The sequence below is a fragment of the Ruegeria sp. BK1 genome, from assembly GCF_056535645.1.
Window position 1 is genome coordinate 96,037 of record NZ_JBQFIS010000001.1, and the last position, 15,439, is coordinate 111,475.

General features: G+C 57.7%; 15 protein-coding genes. 12 read left to right on the forward strand and 3 right to left on the reverse strand.

What is annotated here, in order from left to right:
- The first annotated feature begins 22 nt into the window (after positions 1-22).
- From ACR3E7_RS00490 to ACR3E7_RS00545, 12 genes are all read left to right on the forward strand, one after another.
- The gene (locus ACR3E7_RS00490) at positions 23-892 is read left to right on the forward strand and encodes a LysR family transcriptional regulator (protein WP_170787185.1); all 870 of its coding nucleotides are present in this window, start codon (positions 23-25) and stop codon (positions 890-892) included.
- A 209-nt stretch (positions 893-1,101) separates the two neighbouring features.
- Positions 1,102-1,614, forward strand: a complete 513-nt coding sequence (locus ACR3E7_RS00495; RefSeq protein WP_480505568.1) for a TetR/AcrR family transcriptional regulator — start codon at positions 1,102-1,104, stop codon at positions 1,612-1,614.
- A gap of 198 nt (positions 1,615-1,812) precedes the next feature.
- A complete protein-coding gene (locus ACR3E7_RS00500; RefSeq protein WP_480505570.1) occupies positions 1,813-3,108 on the forward strand; it encodes a hypothetical protein in 1,296 nt (431 codons plus the stop codon).
- Positions 3,109-3,123: 15 nt separating this feature from the next.
- Positions 3,124-4,245 carry a cytochrome-c peroxidase gene (locus ACR3E7_RS00505; RefSeq protein WP_480505572.1) on the forward strand — a complete coding sequence of 374 codons (1,122 nt, stop codon included), beginning with the start codon at positions 3,124-3,126 and terminating at the stop codon, positions 4,243-4,245.
- Entirely contained in the window at positions 4,245-4,976 is a 732-nt protein-coding gene (locus ACR3E7_RS00510; RefSeq protein ID WP_480505574.1) for an MbnP family protein, read from the forward strand. Before ACR3E7_RS00505 ends, ACR3E7_RS00510 begins: the two co-directional genes overlap by 1 nt.
- Before the next feature lie 111 nt (positions 4,977-5,087).
- Entirely contained in the window at positions 5,088-5,528 is a 441-nt protein-coding gene (locus tag ACR3E7_RS00515) for a hypothetical protein (protein WP_480505576.1), read from the forward strand.
- A 90-nt stretch (positions 5,529-5,618) separates the two neighbouring features.
- On the forward strand, positions 5,619-7,040 hold the full coding sequence (gene xrtT, locus ACR3E7_RS00520; RefSeq protein ID WP_480505578.1) for an exosortase T: 1,422 nt from the start codon (positions 5,619-5,621) through the stop codon (positions 7,038-7,040).
- Positions 7,041-7,060: 20 nt separating this feature from the next.
- Positions 7,061-9,097: a VIT and vWA domain-containing protein gene (locus ACR3E7_RS00525; protein ID WP_480505580.1), complete on the forward strand. Its 2,037-nt coding sequence runs from the start codon at positions 7,061-7,063 to the stop codon at positions 9,095-9,097.
- Between the two features lie 11 nt (positions 9,098-9,108).
- A complete protein-coding gene (locus tag ACR3E7_RS00530) occupies positions 9,109-9,843 on the forward strand; it encodes a response regulator transcription factor (protein ID WP_480505582.1) in 735 nt (244 codons plus the stop codon).
- A 29-nt stretch (positions 9,844-9,872) separates the two neighbouring features.
- On the forward strand, positions 9,873-11,393 hold the full coding sequence (locus tag ACR3E7_RS00535) for an ATP-binding protein (RefSeq protein WP_480505584.1): 1,521 nt from the start codon (positions 9,873-9,875) through the stop codon (positions 11,391-11,393).
- Between the two features lie 453 nt (positions 11,394-11,846).
- Entirely contained in the window at positions 11,847-12,164 is a 318-nt protein-coding gene (locus tag ACR3E7_RS00540) for a hypothetical protein (RefSeq protein WP_480505586.1), read from the forward strand.
- Positions 12,165-12,449: 285 nt separating this feature from the next.
- Positions 12,450-12,656 (forward strand): hypothetical protein, encoded by a 207-nt coding sequence (locus ACR3E7_RS00545; protein WP_480505588.1) that lies wholly within the window; start codon positions 12,450-12,452, stop codon positions 12,654-12,656.
- A 62-nt stretch (positions 12,657-12,718) separates the two neighbouring features.
- Here the strand turns inward: ACR3E7_RS00545 and ACR3E7_RS00550 are convergent, their stop codons facing one another.
- The 3 genes from ACR3E7_RS00550 to ACR3E7_RS00560 all read right to left on the reverse strand — a co-directional run bounded on the left by ACR3E7_RS00550 (position 12,719) and on the right by ACR3E7_RS00560 (position 15,300).
- Positions 12,719-14,059, reverse strand: a complete 1,341-nt coding sequence (locus ACR3E7_RS00550) for a hypothetical protein (RefSeq protein ID WP_170775072.1) — start codon at positions 14,057-14,059, stop codon at positions 12,719-12,721.
- Positions 14,060-14,265: 206 nt separating this feature from the next.
- A complete protein-coding gene (locus ACR3E7_RS00555; protein WP_480505590.1) occupies positions 14,266-14,616 on the reverse strand; it encodes a helix-turn-helix transcriptional regulator in 351 nt (116 codons plus the stop codon).
- Positions 14,617-14,637: 21 nt separating this feature from the next.
- A complete protein-coding gene (locus tag ACR3E7_RS00560) occupies positions 14,638-15,300 on the reverse strand; it encodes an AraC family transcriptional regulator ligand-binding domain-containing protein (RefSeq protein ID WP_480505593.1) in 663 nt (220 codons plus the stop codon).
- Positions 15,301-15,439 lie beyond the last annotated feature (139 nt).

Below are 15,439 nucleotides of genomic sequence, written 5' to 3' on the forward strand. Positions count from 1 at the left end.
AAAAGTTCAGGAAAACTGAAATATGGCACTCAAGATTGAAACCCTTCGTTGTTTCTGCACCGTTGCCCAAACCGGCAATTTGACCGAGGCCGCGGATCGCTTGGGGCGCACGCAGTCGGCGGTATCGATGACATTGAAACAGTTTGAGGACCATCTGGGTCGAAAGCTGTTTGAAGGTGAGCGCAAGAGCCGTTTGTCCCCATTGGGAGCGCAAGTGTTTGAACTGGCGCTGAAACAAGTGCGTCAGTTCGATCAGGCCGTGCAGGACATCGAAGAGGCCGCGATCGCCGAGCAGGGGCTCTTGCGCATTGCCTCGGTGCCGTCGGTTGCGGCTTTGATTTTTCCACGCGTGTTATCGCATCTTGCGCGGCAGTATCCCGGCGTGAAAGTCGATTTGCGCGACACCGATACGCAGCAGGTTCTTGACGCGCTTGTCGAAGGCAGAGCCGATATCGGGATCGCCTCGGGGTATCACGCGTTGAATGGTATTCGCGCGGTGCCGCTGTTGCGGGACCGGTTCGGGCTGGTCTGCTCGGCCGAGCATCCGTTGATCGCGCAAGAGGCGCCGCCGACCCTTGCCCAAATCGCCTCGGTTCCATTCATTCGCAACGCATTGTGCGACCTGATCGAGTCGCCGCAGTTTCACGCCGCGATCGACCGGGCGGGAGTGACCATCCACAACACGCATTCGTTGATTGCGATGGTTCGGACCGGTGATTGGGTGACGGTTTTGCCACAAACGGTGACAGGGTTCATTCCGGAAGCCACCGCATTTCGACTGATCCGCGACTTGCCAGATCACAGGCAGGTATTCCTATATATCCACGAACGATCACGGTTTCCTGACCTGGTTCGCGCGACCGAGAAGATCATTTTGGCGGAAAACGCTTAGCGTCACGTCAACGCTGTGGTTCCCAAGGATAGGGCGTTCCCTATTGGCTGCGGCTGGCCAGTTGTCATTTTTCACGAACAGTGTCAGAAATGTAAAAATGTGATTGATTGGTCAAAGGCGGTACTTTGTGTTTGTGCCCTGCCTGACCGGGAAGTGGGGTATTTTTGGCGACTGCGAACACAATTTCCGGCGTGAACCCACAAGATATCATGACCGCCTTTGCCCAGTACGGATTTCGCAAAACGTCAATGGAAGACATTGCGCGCGCGGTGGGTCTGTCTCGCCAGTCGATCTACAAGAAATTCGGATCGAAGGACGCGTGTTACGCTTGGGCGTTGAGGGCCTATACAGAAGCGTTGTACCAGCATGTTTTCGCGCTGCTCGATCAGGCTGAAAACGCGCCGATGGCTGTAGTGGAAACGGCGCTGATTTCTGTCGTCGGAGATTCGGTCGAATTGGCTGAATCCAGGCACGGGTCCGAGCTGCTCGAGGATGCTCTGGCCGTCGCAAGCGCCCAGCCCGAAAATTGGCCCAGCCTGTATGCCCAGAAGCTGGGGGCATTTATCTTGCGCCACGACCTGGCTGCAACGCCGGAACGGGCGCAGGATCTGGCGCATATTTTGATAACCGCCACACGGGGCGCTTTGGTTGTTGCGTCTTCGCGCGAGGCGTTCGCGCAGGACATTCGCCGAATTCTGCGCGGGGTTTTCGGTGATCCCTAGGCGCGGTTTCGGGCCACGCTTGGGGAATGCTCACGCAGTGGTCAAACTGTTTTGAAACACAATGACTTCCTTACTGCCGCATACTGATTTCCGGTAAAGCGCCGAGGTGTTTGGTGCAGGCGTCTCACTGTGATATGACGTTACGTAAGATACATGTAACCCTGAACTTTTTAGGGCTGTGCAACAAGGGGGAAGGCTATGAAATACATGGGATTTGGAGCAACCATTCTGTTTGCGGCCGGGTTGGTCGTCAGCACTTCAGCCAGTTACGCGCAGACCCGTGAAGAAAGCCATGGCATGGTGTTGCTGCGCGGGTTGCCGACGCTGGATACCCATCACAGCGTTGCCATTGTTGAATTGGACCCGGAATCTGATCGCTTTGGAGAAATTCTCAGCGAGTTTGAGCAACCCGATATCGAGCACCCTCTGCATCACCTTTACTACAGCCCGAATGGCAGGCTGTATTCCACCGGGCTCGATCCGACGTGCAGTCTGGCCGAGATTGGCTTGTCGAGGGACGCTGGCGGTGCGCCGGTGATCGAAGGCATCACCTGTCTGGACACACAGGGCCAGATCGTGGGCGAAGATATCATGTGGGCCAATTCGAACGGGCAGGAATACATGTTTGTTACCTTCATGGGGGGCACCGGAGGTGATGATGGCGGCTCGGTCGGGGTGTTTGATCCGCAAACCAACGCGGTGGTCAAAATCATCGAAGCCCGTAAAAGTCAGGTCGGCGAAGGTGCCCCGTATATCATGTATCCGCATGGCATTTCGGCTTTCGAGGATCGTATGGTGGTGACATCGACCGTGCATCCTGACTTGGCTACTGGTGTTGGGAACGCGTTAACGATCATTGATCTGAACACGTTGGAGCCTATCCAGAACATCACCGTCGAGAATGAAAAGCCGCTGAACTTCCCGTCTTCTCCGGTCGAGGTTCTGTTCGCGCGGCCCGGCATTCACCCCGATATCGAACCGGCCATTCTGGCCAATACAATGTTCGGGTTCGAGACGTGGAAAATCCCCTATGACGCCAAGGCCAAGACCTTTGGCGCGCCCGAGGTCATCTATAGCGGTGTCGCCAATGACACTGCCGTGCCCTTGGAATTCTATGGCACCGAGGATGAGCTGTTCATTTCGCACGCTTTGCCCGGTGTGGTGAAACGGTACGAACTGGGCGCTCTGCCTGAACTGGTGTCCAGCGGCCCCGACATCGTGACCGATCCCGGTGCACATCACATGATCTTTTTCACCTCCGCCTCAGGGCGCGAGTTGATCGCGATTCAGAACAATCTGCTCAATCTGGGCAACGGTGCGGACAATGACCCGACCGATGTGGATTTCATCGCTTCTCTGAACGCGCACACGATTTCGGTGCATGATCTGGAAACCGGTGAACGTATCGGGACGGTCAATTTCAAGGAACGCTACAACAAGGGCGTGGACAACGTTGAGGGTCTGTTTGGTTCGGGCTTTGTGCATCACCACTAACGGATCGGGTGGCCCATGCCTCGGGTGATCGTTCTGCTGGCCGCCGCTGCGATTCTGGTCGCGGCGGGGTGGCTGATCCGGGACTTCATCCGCGATCCGGTGGCGACACCCATCGCCGACTTCTCGGCGCCGTTTGTGTTCGGGCGGTTTGCCGTGCCGCCTGATAACCCGCTGACTCAGGAAGGTTTCGCCTTGGGGCGGCACCTGTTCTACGACCCTATTCTATCCGCGAACAACGAAGTGTCCTGCGCCACTTGCCACATTCAGGCGATGGCTTTCACCGACGGGCGTGCCCGATCTCAGGCCTTATCGGGCGGTGAGCTGGAGTTCAGCGCCATGAGCCTGGTCAATCTGCTTTGGGGGCAGGAGAGGTTCTTTTGGGATGGCCGTGCGACCTCGCTTGAAGAGCAGGCGCTGATGCCGATCCAGCACCCCGAAGAGATGGGGCAGGATATCGACGTGCTGGTTGCAGAGCTGTCCAGCTCGTCTAGCTATCGTCGCATGTTTCGCCGCGCCTATGGTGAAGTCAGCGCCGACAACATCGCCCGGGCGTTGGCCAGTTTCATGCGGATGCTGATCTCGGACAATTCCAAATACGACAAATACCTGCGCGGTGAGGTGCGGCTGAGCGCGCAAGAAGAACATGGGCGCAAATTGTTCATGGCCCATCCCGACACCAAAGTGTCCCTGCGCGGCGGGAATTGCATTGATTGCCACAGTCAGTTCCTGACCTCGGGGTTTCGGGACGCGCTGGACGGGTTCTCGAACAATGGGCTCGACCCAGAGGACGCGCTGGCACCTGGTTTGATGGCGGTCACGGGAAACCCTGCTCACAAAGGGTTCTTCAAGGTTCCAACCCTGCGCAATATTGCCGTGACCGCTCCTTATATGCATGACGGCCGGTTCGAGACGCTGCGAGATGTCATGAATCACTATAATGACGGCATTGTTGTCAGCGACACGCTCAGCCCGTTGATCCTTGAAGCCGATAACGCCCCTGACACCCCGTCGGATACGGTGGGCCTGCGCATGACACCCGAGGAAATCGACGCAATCATCGCTTTTCTACATACGCTGACCGACGAAGTTTTTCTGACCGACCCTGCCTTTTCCAATCCGATTGAAGGAGGCTCATGATGTCCCGCCTGCAAGCCATGTCCGGTTTTGGTCTGTTGGTGTTTCTTGCCATCGGATGGATTGTGTTCGTCCCTGGCCCCAAACGCACGACCGATGTCACCGTCACGCTGCGGGCGACCATGGACGGGGCCCCGCTGACCTTCGACCAGTTCATGTATGACAACCCCGCTGGACCCGGCGCGTTTCGGGTACGAGATTTTCGGTTTTACCTCAGTAATCTGGTTTTGACCTCGGGCGATGAAGAGTTCGTGGAGCCCGACAGCTATTACCTTGCCCGGTTCGACAATGCGGACAGATCTTATGTGATCACTCTGTCCGATGTGCCACTGCGCCGGATCGAGGGACTGCGCTTTTTGATCGGCGTGGACCCGGACGCCAACGGGTCGATCCTTGCGCGGGGCGATCTGGACCCCAACAGCCAGATGGCGTGGAACTGGGAGGTTGGGTATAAATTCGTTCTCTTCGAGGGTGCATTGGATGTGGATGGAGCCATTTCTCCGCTGGTTTATCATGTTGGGTTTTCCGAGAACGCCCGCGAGGTCTCGGTGCTGGTTCCGGCAGACAAGACGCGGGCAGGGGAGACGCAGATAAATCTTGATGTCGATCTGGCCAAACTGTTCGACAACGCGGCGCTGATTGATATGCAAGCCCTGCCGACGGTGAAATTCGACCGCACCGATGCGCGAATGCTGGCAGACAACTACGCGGACATGATCTCGGCATCCTATTAGCGGTTTCGCAGGGTTCGCGGCATAAAGCCAAATTTCCGCCCTTATTAGGTCAGATGATCCGCAAAATCAGGGCGCACAAAGATCTTCATGAAGGTTCAGGGGGTCTTTGCTGTGAAGCGCATCATTGGACATATCGACAGTCAGAAAAGGCGACTCTACGCGATTGCGTTTCTGGCGTTTGCTGCCGGATATGTCCTGTACTCCCATATCGAGGTGACACGTTTCGGGATGCCCCTGCCGGTGTTCACCGGGCTGCTATATATGTCGATGATCGTGTTCGCGACGGCTGTGTCCACGTATTTTCTGCCCAAACTAGCCCGCGTGACAGATGCTGTCGCAGTAACGCGTCTGGGTTTCGCCGTTTGGGTCGCCGGCACACAAAGTTACGAGGTTGCGGCCTCACCCCTGATCGGCGCGACCATTGTGATCGGAGGTGCATTGGTTTTGTTGCAACTGCGTAGCTGGGCCACCTTGGCGGTTCAATCCATGCGGGCAGCTACAGCGGTCGATCAACCAGTTCCTGTTTGGGTTGGCGCCCAGCGTCGGGCATAGTCATGACCCAAGGCGGCACCCCCGCCTGATCTGCACAAATCCTGCACAACATCCGCCGCTGGTTTGCACATCAAGGTGTGACAAGGCGGTATGGAACATAACCGATCTTACCTACTGTGGGCCGGGTTGGCCCTTGCATCCGCCGTATTGGCGATCGAGCCCGTCCTGTGGCTGATCCAAAGCTGGCGCGATCCGTCTTACCAATCCTATGGCGCGCTGTACGGCCTGCTGCTGGCCGGTCTGGTGCTTCTGTCTCTGACAAGTTCTCGCCCGCAGGGGCCGGACCGGCGCGGGCGGGTCTTTGCCGTCTTCCTGGGTGCGGCCTGCGTTCGCTTGGGGGGGCAGGTGCTGGCCGTCAATATCCTCAGCGCATTGGCTCTGGCGTTGGATGTCTTTGCGTTGGCCGTTTTCCTGCGACTGGATCAGCGACGCATTGCGCTGTCGCCCATGTGGTTGGCGGCGCTGTTTCTGTTCTGCCTGCCGCTTGGACCGATCCTTGAGCGGGTGGCAGGGTTTCCGTTGCAGGTGATGTCCGCCCACGTGGCGTGCGCAATGCTGTCGCCCGTTTTCCCGGACCTGCTATGCGAAGGAGTTCGGCTGCGTGTGGGTGGCGTGGATGTTCTGGTCGATCTGCCCTGCTCGGGCGCGGTGGGGCTGTTGCAGCTTGTCAGCCTTTGGGCCTGCCTGAATGCGCTCTACCGTCCGGCACTTTTGCCTGCGCTGGGCGGAGGTCTGTTGATCGCAGCGGCAACGGTGCTGGGCAATGGCCTGCGCATCACCCTGCTGGCGGCGGGACTGGCGCAAGGGACCGACACGATGGCTCCTACGTTGCACAGCCTTATCGGGCTGGGGACACTGGCGCTGGTCGCCTTGACCATTGTGCTGCTGTACCGTCCGAAACCGGCCCGGCTCAGCCCCGCGCGGATCACGACGTTTTCCCTGCCGCGCGTCCTGCATTTCCCAGCGGTTGTATCGGCGTTGGGTCTGTCTCTGGCAATCATCAGCGCGCCGCGTGCGCCCGTCGATCAATCGGCACCCGTGCCCCCGACCGAGCTGCCCGGTCAATTGCTTGGGCATCCCGCGCAAGAGGTCGCACTCTCTGACGTTGAACGCGCCTATTTCGCCACCTATGGCGGCACGGCGCGCAAGGTGCAGTTCGGCCCGATGGGGGTGAATGTAGTGCGGACCACATCCCCACTTCGCCACCTACATTCGCCGGCCACCTGCCTGCTTGGTATGGGCTACCAAGTGCGGTTTCTAGGCACCCGGTTCGATCCTCTGCCCAGCTCGGTTTACGAAGCAACGGGCCCAGACGGGCAGGTCTGGACCGTCGCAGTCAGCTTTGTCTCGGGCGATGGTCAGCGCACGGCAGGTGTGGGCGAAGCCGTCTGGAGTTGGCTGAACGGCTCATCCCGCGAATGGCGCTCGATCCAGCGCATTACCCCGAAATCCATGTCAGATCCGGACCGCGCCGCCTATGAGGCTGCGGTTCTGGCCGCCCTTGATTTGTAACCCTTGCTCAGGAGATCCAAATGCGTGCCCTTTTCCCAGTGATGATCCTACTTTTCTGGCCGATGATCGCGACGGCCAAACCCGACCCCGCCGACGTGGCCGGGCGCGTTGTCGTTCACGCAGGCGACCGGGTGTTTGATCTGCCCCTGCTGGACAGCGCCCTGCATGTCACCGTTCAGGGCGATATGGCGACAGTTGAACTGCGGCAGACGTTCCAGAACCCAGCGATGGTTCCGGTCGAGGCCGAATACCTGTTCCCCCTTAATCAAAAAGCCGCCGTTTACGGGATGGAGATGCGCGTAGGCGATGAGTTGGTACGCGCCGTGATCCGTGAAAAAGCACAGGCCGAGGCAGAGTTCGATCAGGCCGCGTCCGAGGGCAAGGCGGCTGCGCTGTTGACCCAGCACCGCCCCAACATGTTCACGCAGAGGATTGCCAACCTGATGCCGGGGCGTCCGGTCGAGGTAACGTTGCGCTACGTCCAGATGGTGCCCAAGATCGACGGCCAGCATGAGATGGTGATCCCTCTGATCGTCGGCCCGCGCTATCAAAGCCCGCTAGACACTCCTCGGCCTGAACTGGCCAGTGCCGAGGACATTCCGCTGAAAAATGCCACGTGGTCCGTCAGTCTGGTTCCTGCCTATCCTCCGGTCGCGGGGCTAGACCTGCCCGATACTGTGACGTCCGAGCGGGTCGCGCTGAATGTCTCTCTGATCGCCGGGGTTGAGCTTTCGGGGTTTCACAGCCCGACCCATCCGCTGCTGATCGATCAGGAGCAAGACAGCCTGACTGCCCGGTTTGCCGAAGGCAAAGTCATGGACAACCGCGATCTGGTGCTGCGCTATACGCTGGGTGGGGCGGAGTTGCAGGCGGCAACCCTGTCCCATCATGACGAGCGCGGTGGCTTCCTTTCGGTTTTGATCGAACCCCCGGCGGTCCCGGACGAGGCCACAGCAACCCCGCGCGAATTGGTCTTTGTGCTGGACACCTCCGGCTCGATGGGCGGGGAGCCGATGAAGGCCAGTAAACGTTTCATGGATGCTGCCTTGCAAGGGCTGCGGGAGGGGGATCATTTCCGCATCATCCCGTTTTCCAACACGGCGCGGCATTTTTCGAACACATCGACCCCGGCAACCCCGTCGAATATCCGCAAGGGACGCGATTTTGTGCACGGCCTGTCTACGGGGGGCGGGACCGAGATCGACAATGCGGTTCGCGCTGCCTTTGCGACCGACACGCCCGAGGGCGCGATCCGCATCGTGGTCTTTCTGTCCGACGGCTATATCGGCAATGAAGCGCGAGTCCTGAAAACCATTCGCGATCAGATCGGTCCAGCCCGAATCTATGCGTTCGGGGTGGGCAACGCCGTGAACCGCTATCTTCTGGACGCCATGGCGGAAGAGGGGCGCGGCTATTCCCGCTATGTCGCGCTGGACGAAGACGCGCTTGAGGTGGCCGAAACTCTGGCCGCGAACCTCAAATCCCCTTTGCTGACCGACTTACAGATCGACTGGGGCGGATTGGAGGTACAGGACGTCACACCCGCCCGTTTGCCTGATCTGTTTGCGGGCAATGGCCTTCGTGTGATGGCACGCTACGATGGCGCTTTTGAGGGCGATATCACGTTGAAAGGTTTGGTGCAGGGGCGCCCCGCGCAGATGCCGGTCAAGCTGTCACTGACCGAAACCGAAGGCGATGCCGCATTGCCGCTGATCTGGGCACGTGACCGGATCGGCGTGCTGGAACGGCAGATCGCGGTCGGGGACCGCGCCGGACAGGCGGATGCCGAGATCACACGTCTGGGGCTGGCCTATTCGCTGCAAACCCGGAACACCTCATTCGTGGCCGTGTCGCAGCAAATCGTCAATGACAGCGGGCAGATGGCTGTGCAGGCCGATGTCCCATTGCCGATGGTGTCCGGTGTGACAGCCGCGGCCTATCCCTCGCAGGGCTTCGCCGGGTCATCCTCGCCCGAGCCGCAGGCGATTTTGGGTCTGATCATGGTCGCGGCCATGACCGTATTGGGTCTGCGTCCTCGGCAGGCGCGACGGGTATGAGGTCGCTAATCATGCAGGTTGATATGGACATCGCCCGGATCGCTTGTCAGAACCTTCTTATGGAAGCGCATATCCTGATTGTTGATGATGATCCCAAGATCCGCGATGTGATCCGCATCGCCCTGAAAGGGGCGGGTATGCGCACAACCGAAGCCGCGAACGGGCAGGCTGCGCTGACCCATGTCGGACGTGAATCGATCGATCTGGTGCTGCTGGATATCGGAATGCCTCAGATGGATGGGTTTGAATGCTGCAAGGCCATTCGGGCGCGATCGGATCTGCCGATCCTGTTCCTGACCGCACAAGATGACGAAATCGACCGGGTTCTGGGATTTCAACTGGGCGCCGATGATTTTGTCGCCAAACCCTTTAGCCCGCGCGAACTGGTGCTGCGGATCAAGGCAATCCTGTCCCGTGGTCGCCGCTCGGCCTCGCGCCCTTTGCGCACCGGCGGGCTGGAGCTGGACATGGCCGGTCACACCTGCCGCATCGAGACCACGCCGGTCGATCTGACGGCGACCGAATTTCAGTTGCTGTATTCTCTGGCAGAGCGTCCCGATCAGGTGCATGACCGAAATGCGCTCGCCCAAAAACTGTATGGGACGGGCACGCAATTATCCGGGCGCACGATTGATAGCCACGTGCGTAACATTCGGGCCAAAGCGTCTCAGGTCGGGTGCGCCGATATCATCCAGACGGTCCACGGCGTCGGTATCAAGCTGGGCGCATGTACGTGCGACGGATAGGCGCGATCCGCCGAAAATGGCGCCCGTCGATGGCGTTTGTCGTTGCGCTGGTCTGTGTAGCTTTGGTCTCAATACCGCTGGCGGCCATGATGACGGTGCAGCTAACCTCGAACCAGTTTGTGCGGGAAACCGAACAGGTGCTGCTGAAACAGGCTGCAGTCTACGCCGAGATTTATCGCACCCGCTTTCAGGCCATGGACGGACCCGAGATCGGCCCCGAACTTGCGCCCGAAATGCAAGAGTTTTGGGCCGCCGAGGTCCGCCCCATACGGGCCCAGATCAACGTGCGCCGCGACCGGGTTCTTCCGCCACTGCCGGAGGGACCAAAGGTCGGGGCGATATCCGATCCGCGTCATGAAACAGTTTTGCCGGGCATGGCCGAGCTGGCCCGGTCTGCGGGCAAGAGCACACTGGCCGGGGTGATTTTTCTGGACCATCAGGGGCAGGGCACCGGCGAGGCGGGGTTGCGTGCTTTCGCCGATTTGGCCGAAGTGCAGCAAGCATTGACTGGTCGTGTCGGTACGGCGTTGCGGGCGCGTGCAGATGAATTTGACCGCCATCCGCTGACCTCGATCAGTAGGGATACGGGGTTTCGGGTGTTCGTGGCCTATCCCGTTCTGGCACAGAATCGTGTGATCGGGGTTGTGCTGCTGTCCCGCACGCCGCTGAACCTCAGCAAATTTCTGTACCGCGAACGAGACGCGCTGATCACAATGGCGCTGTTCACGCTTAGCGGTGCTGCATTGATCGGATGGCTTTTGCACCGACTGATGTCCCGTCCGGTTCGGGGCCTGCGGGATGAGGCGCGCCGAGTGGCCTCGGGGGATACCCCTGTCTCGGACCCGCTTGCACAATACGGGATGCGGGAACTGGCCGATCTTGGTGAAAGCATGTTGTCGATGGCCGATACGTTGCAGGCCCGATCACGCGAGATTGCGATTTATACCGATCACGTGACGCATGAACTGAAATCCCCAGTCACCTCGATCGCTGGAGCCGCCGAGCTTTTGTCCGAACCTGCCCTGTCGCCGGAAGATCGCGCAGGGCTGCTGGACAATATCCAGACCGAAGCTGTGCGCATGAACACTCTGCTGGGCCAGTTGCGTGAGCTGAGTAAATTGCGGCAAGCCCCGAAATCGGGTCCGGGCCTGTTGCCTGACATGCTGCCCACTGTAGACGGGCTGGAAGTTCGCATTGCCGAGGGGCAGGATGCGCTGCTGCCATTATCGCAAGAGCACGGGCGGGTTGTTTTGCTGCACATGGCTCAGAATGCGAAGTCTCACGGCGCTACCGAGGTGGTCTTGTCTTATTCTGATAGTGTCCTGCGGGTTCTGGATAACGGTGAAGGGATTTCACAACACGACGCGGAAAGGCTAACCGAGCCTTTCTTCACAACGCGTCGCGAAGAAGGCGGCACTGGGATGGGTCTTGCGATCGTTGCCGCGATCCTCGAAGGCTATGGGGCCACGCTGAAGGTTGAGCCTTCAGACATGGGGTCTGAATTCCGTATCGAATTTGCGGAAAGTAGGCCAAACAGGCAGGAATGTTGATTGTAGAACTCGCCACGGGCGAAGAGCAGGAGCCCATACGCAAAGTTTTGGCAAAATTTGGGTAATAGCTTTGGTCGTACTGAACCGGGGATATATTGAAGAACACCGCGAACTGTCGATGGTCGGAAAAGGAAATTTGAAGTAGGTGCCTAATTGGGCTTCGCATTCGGATTGGCCCTATTTGACCCATAAAAGGCTTCTAAGGTATTCAGTAAACGCAATCTGCAAGGCCCAATGACGCGAGTCGCGCTTGCAATCACTAATATTGGTGTGGATTTCTTGATTTCTTCGAGACGAGGCCGGGCAACTAGACCTAGGAAGCCAACAGGGTGACGTTTACAGGAGTTCGTTGAAATCACGCCAGATGTTGAATGTCACAGCTACTAATTTTTGCGCGCGACATCAGCGGCGCATTGCGCTGGACGGCTTTCCAGCTCGTGCAACCAAGACTTTTTGTTTGGGGGTAAAATAGCAGCTATTCCGATTGCAATCGAAGACGATGTTCTGATCCTGCCCAGCGGCACCAATGACACGCTCTATATCGCGTTTGATGGAGTCGACAATAACGACAAGCTGCGGATCAACAACTTCCAGACGCTGACAACAATCGAAGTCGATGACTTTTATTTGGACTTTACCTTGGCGGCAGGGGAAGACGCCTTGGATGGCGCCGACCCAACCGGTGGCTGTGAAGTGGCAGACGGAAGCCCGGCAAGCTTGACGATACCCGGGGATGGCAACGACGAAGATTCCGTCTTCTCAATTGTTTAAGGCAAAATCCAATGAGGCGGTCAGTTTGCACCGGCTGCCTCTACTCGACGATCTAAAAAAGGCCCCGCCGACAGTTTTTTTGAATCGTGCATTCGGGAATTTGGGGGTGATTTGCGGTGTTTGTGGTGCTGATCGTCGCACCAAGCGGAACAATGCAAACCGTTTTTAAAAAATTATCCGCAAATTTGGATCAAAAAACAGCCGAAAACGGAGAAAGTTCACGGATTAACATTGGGTTAATTTGGCCCCCGGTAAATTGCAGGTGTAGTTGTTAATGAGTTGAGCATGGTTAAGCTGAACAAATATCTGACAGAGCTGTTTCCGGTCGAATGGAAGTCTTCTATTCCGGGATTGAAAACGACCGGAGACGGCTCTTCTAAGTCCATCCGGCAAGGGCTGGAACTGGCTGTTCCTCCATGTGTTTTCTTTCTGTTGCTGGCCTATTGCCTGCACAAAGCCAGTGTTGAAAACTACGTTTCCGTTCTGATGTGATGCATCCAGTCCGCTTTGGGCTGGTAGCCAAGCCTAAGTGATTTGTCACCGACGGACAAAGATCACGCCGCGGCTTTCTCGGCTTTTTCCATTTCCTTAATGATAAGCACGCGCAGGATTTCGCGGAACTTATCCATGTTCCGTTTGAGCAAGGTTTCCATCAACGAACTACCCAGGCCAGCGTCCATTAAGAATTTCGCCGCAGCCTTGCCCAATTTGACGTTGTCCTCGCCCATAAGCTCTTTGGGGCCGCTTTTGAGCCATGGCAGAAGCAGTTTCTCAAGTTCCATTTTGCTAAGAACCTTCAGCATTGCTGACGTTCCAAGCTGGGTTGCAAAACGGCGCAATGCCAGAGGCAGCAGACGCTCGGGCGCGACCGAACGGATATAGACTTCAAGGCCAAGCTGCCCGCCGCGTTTTTCCAGAACCTTGGCCGCTATCTTCAATTCGGCGTTGATTATGCCCTTGGGCACGAGTCTGGGTGCCGCGCGTTCCGACCACGTTTTCAAAAAGGCCGGGCTAAGGGCACTGGTTGTGATATAGGGGCGCGCAAGCTTGACTACCCCACCCACGATCAACCCTGCAGCAGCCCCGGTGATCGCATTCTTCACCATTCTTTCGCTGATTTCTTTTGTCGACATCTGCTTTTCGCCTGCGATTTCACGGCCAATGGCGTCGTAGCCGTCAAAGGCCAACCCTGTAACGGTGGCGGCTGTGGCGTTCAGAACGATCCCTGCGCCCAACCCGGCCGGAGGGCAGGCGGTCAGAATAAGTGCGCAGGTCGCGAACTCACCCGCCGCTCGCACATATCCCGCCTGTTTGATCTTTTTCGCCGTGGCATCAATCAGCCCATGAACCCATGCGATGACGGCATTGTTGTAATTCACGACAGCCGCGTCGCAGGCGACCAGGGCTTTCTTGAACCCCTTGTAGTCGCGCCCGCTGACGGTTTTGGCCAATGTTTTGTAGGCCGCCGCTGCTTTGGTGTAGTAGGGGCGCGGATCTTCGGCGCGGCTTACCGCGTTGATGAACGTGTAGACATAGCGCTGTTGGTTGTTGATCTCGATCTGGGCATTGTGACGATCACAGGCAGCATAAAAATTGATCCGCTGATGTTCCAGCGCGCGGTCCATTACGCGATGGACCTCTTTGACCGTAGCTTTGTAACCGCGTTCATCCAGCAGAACATTGCGCTTACCGTCCGAGACCACATAAGCCTTTGTTTTCGGGTTAAGAACCCAGACGACTTCTCCCTTTTTGAGCGCTTCACCTTTCTTCAGACGCACCGAGACTTTCTTGTTCTTGGAATATTTCAGGATCGCGTTTTGATCCTTGATTTTGTATTGCTTTACGATCGAGGCCAGCGTGTCGCCGTCCTTTGCCTTATGCGAAATCCAAATCACGAAGCGTTCCTCTCCAATCCAGCTGGCAAAATGGGATCAGAGGGCAACTTCCCACCATCCTCCTGCGGGTGCATGCACAACCAAGCCGCCACTGAGCCGATCTGCCGTTCAATAGCGGTAAGCTATGTGGTCCAAGTGTCCGGGTTGTGTCGCATGTTGTATCAATTGTATCAGCCGTGCCGACTGCCCCGACTGCCCCTTGTCGTTTATGAATTGGTGCCCGTAGTTGCCTTGGCGCGCGGGGCAATGGATGGCGCGTATCCCACCCAAGTTTTGAACGCTCGGGTAAAGTTGGCCATGTCGCTATACCCCAGCCTGTGGGCGATCTCGGTCAAGCCCAAATCCGTATCGCGCAACAAGCTTAAGGCGCGGCGATGACGGACCTTGCTCAGCAATTTTCGAAAGGACTGCCCTTCAAGCGTCAGGCGCCGTTGAAGAGTGCGCTTACTCATGCTCATGCGACGTGCAACGGAGTCCAGTTCAGGGGTGCTTTCAAACATATCCAGCAGGATGCAGGCCTCCAACGCGATAATGAAGTCGCTGCCGGGCGCTGTCATTTTTGCCTGAACATCCGCCCATCATATCGACGCCCCAGCCATGCTGTGTGGCAATGGCGGCGTATCCAACTCAATAGCGGTCAGCGGCAGGGACAGCGCCGAGCGGCCGTAAAGCGGCTGACACTGCAACAAATCGCGCAATTCATCCCCTTGGCCTCGGTCGGGGTAGTCAATTTCGATCCACCGCGGTCGCCAGCTGGGACCAAGGAAGCGTCGGACAAATCCCAGCATCAATGGGATGTTGTGGTCGCTGTGGGCGCAGATGGGGACGTCATCACCGCGCGGGACGAAATAGCGCATGATTCCGCCGCTGCGCATTTCAACCAACCAAACGCGGGGGCCGTTCTGGAACAGGGGCATGGCCCGCGCAAGACGATGAATCCCTTGACGCAACGTAGGGGCCTGACCGGCAAATTCGAACCACGGACCAATTTCCGCCCCGGACATGCCAAGCCCGACATGCAATCCGAAAAACGGGTGGCCCGACACGCGTTCAGCCTCGGCAAAAACACCGACCATTGCCGATAGCGGGATTCGCACAAACCGATCGTTCAGCACATCAATCGGAATGTTGGCCCGTTCAAAGACTCGCTCAACCGCTGCCGGTCCGGCGCAGCTTTGCAGCCGGTCCGGCAAATGTCCCATCCCGGCTGCGGTCGTGGGGGCGGTTTTTAGTTTTGACATCGTTAATGCTGATTTTATCTATGTATTACTTTGGAGGCGGAGCAAATTATTGAGGTATATAAATTTTTGCACGGCTCTGGCGTGAAATGTGCTATCACTTGATACGCGTGGACAGGATGTAAGTTGTCATCACACAGCC

Coding starts and splice junctions, on each gene's coding strand:
- ACR3E7_RS00490 (WP_170787185.1), top strand. CDS start 23: ATGGCACTCAAGATTGAAACCCTTCGTTGTTTCTGCACCGTTGCCCAA.
- ACR3E7_RS00495 (WP_480505568.1), top strand. CDS start 1,102: ATGACCGCCTTTGCCCAGTACGGATTTCGCAAAACGTCAATGGAAGAC.
- ACR3E7_RS00500 (WP_480505570.1), top strand. CDS start 1,813: ATGAAATACATGGGATTTGGAGCAACCATTCTGTTTGCGGCCGGGTTG.
- ACR3E7_RS00505 (WP_480505572.1), top strand. CDS start 3,124: ATGCCTCGGGTGATCGTTCTGCTGGCCGCCGCTGCGATTCTGGTCGCG.
- ACR3E7_RS00510 (WP_480505574.1), top strand. CDS start 4,245: ATGTCCCGCCTGCAAGCCATGTCCGGTTTTGGTCTGTTGGTGTTTCTT.
- xrtT (WP_480505578.1), top strand. CDS start 5,619: ATGGAACATAACCGATCTTACCTACTGTGGGCCGGGTTGGCCCTTGCA.
- ACR3E7_RS00525 (WP_480505580.1), top strand. CDS start 7,061: ATGCGTGCCCTTTTCCCAGTGATGATCCTACTTTTCTGGCCGATGATC.
- ACR3E7_RS00530 (WP_480505582.1), top strand. CDS start 9,109: ATGCAGGTTGATATGGACATCGCCCGGATCGCTTGTCAGAACCTTCTT.
- ACR3E7_RS00535 (WP_480505584.1), top strand. CDS start 9,873: ATGGCGTTTGTCGTTGCGCTGGTCTGTGTAGCTTTGGTCTCAATACCG.
- ACR3E7_RS00545 (WP_480505588.1), top strand. CDS start 12,450: ATGGTTAAGCTGAACAAATATCTGACAGAGCTGTTTCCGGTCGAATGG.
- ACR3E7_RS00555 (WP_480505590.1), bottom strand. CDS start 14,616: ATGACAGCGCCCGGCAGCGACTTCATTATCGCGTTGGAGGCCTGCATC.
- ACR3E7_RS00560 (WP_480505593.1), bottom strand. CDS start 15,300: ATGTCAAAACTAAAAACCGCCCCCACGACCGCAGCCGGGATGGGACAT.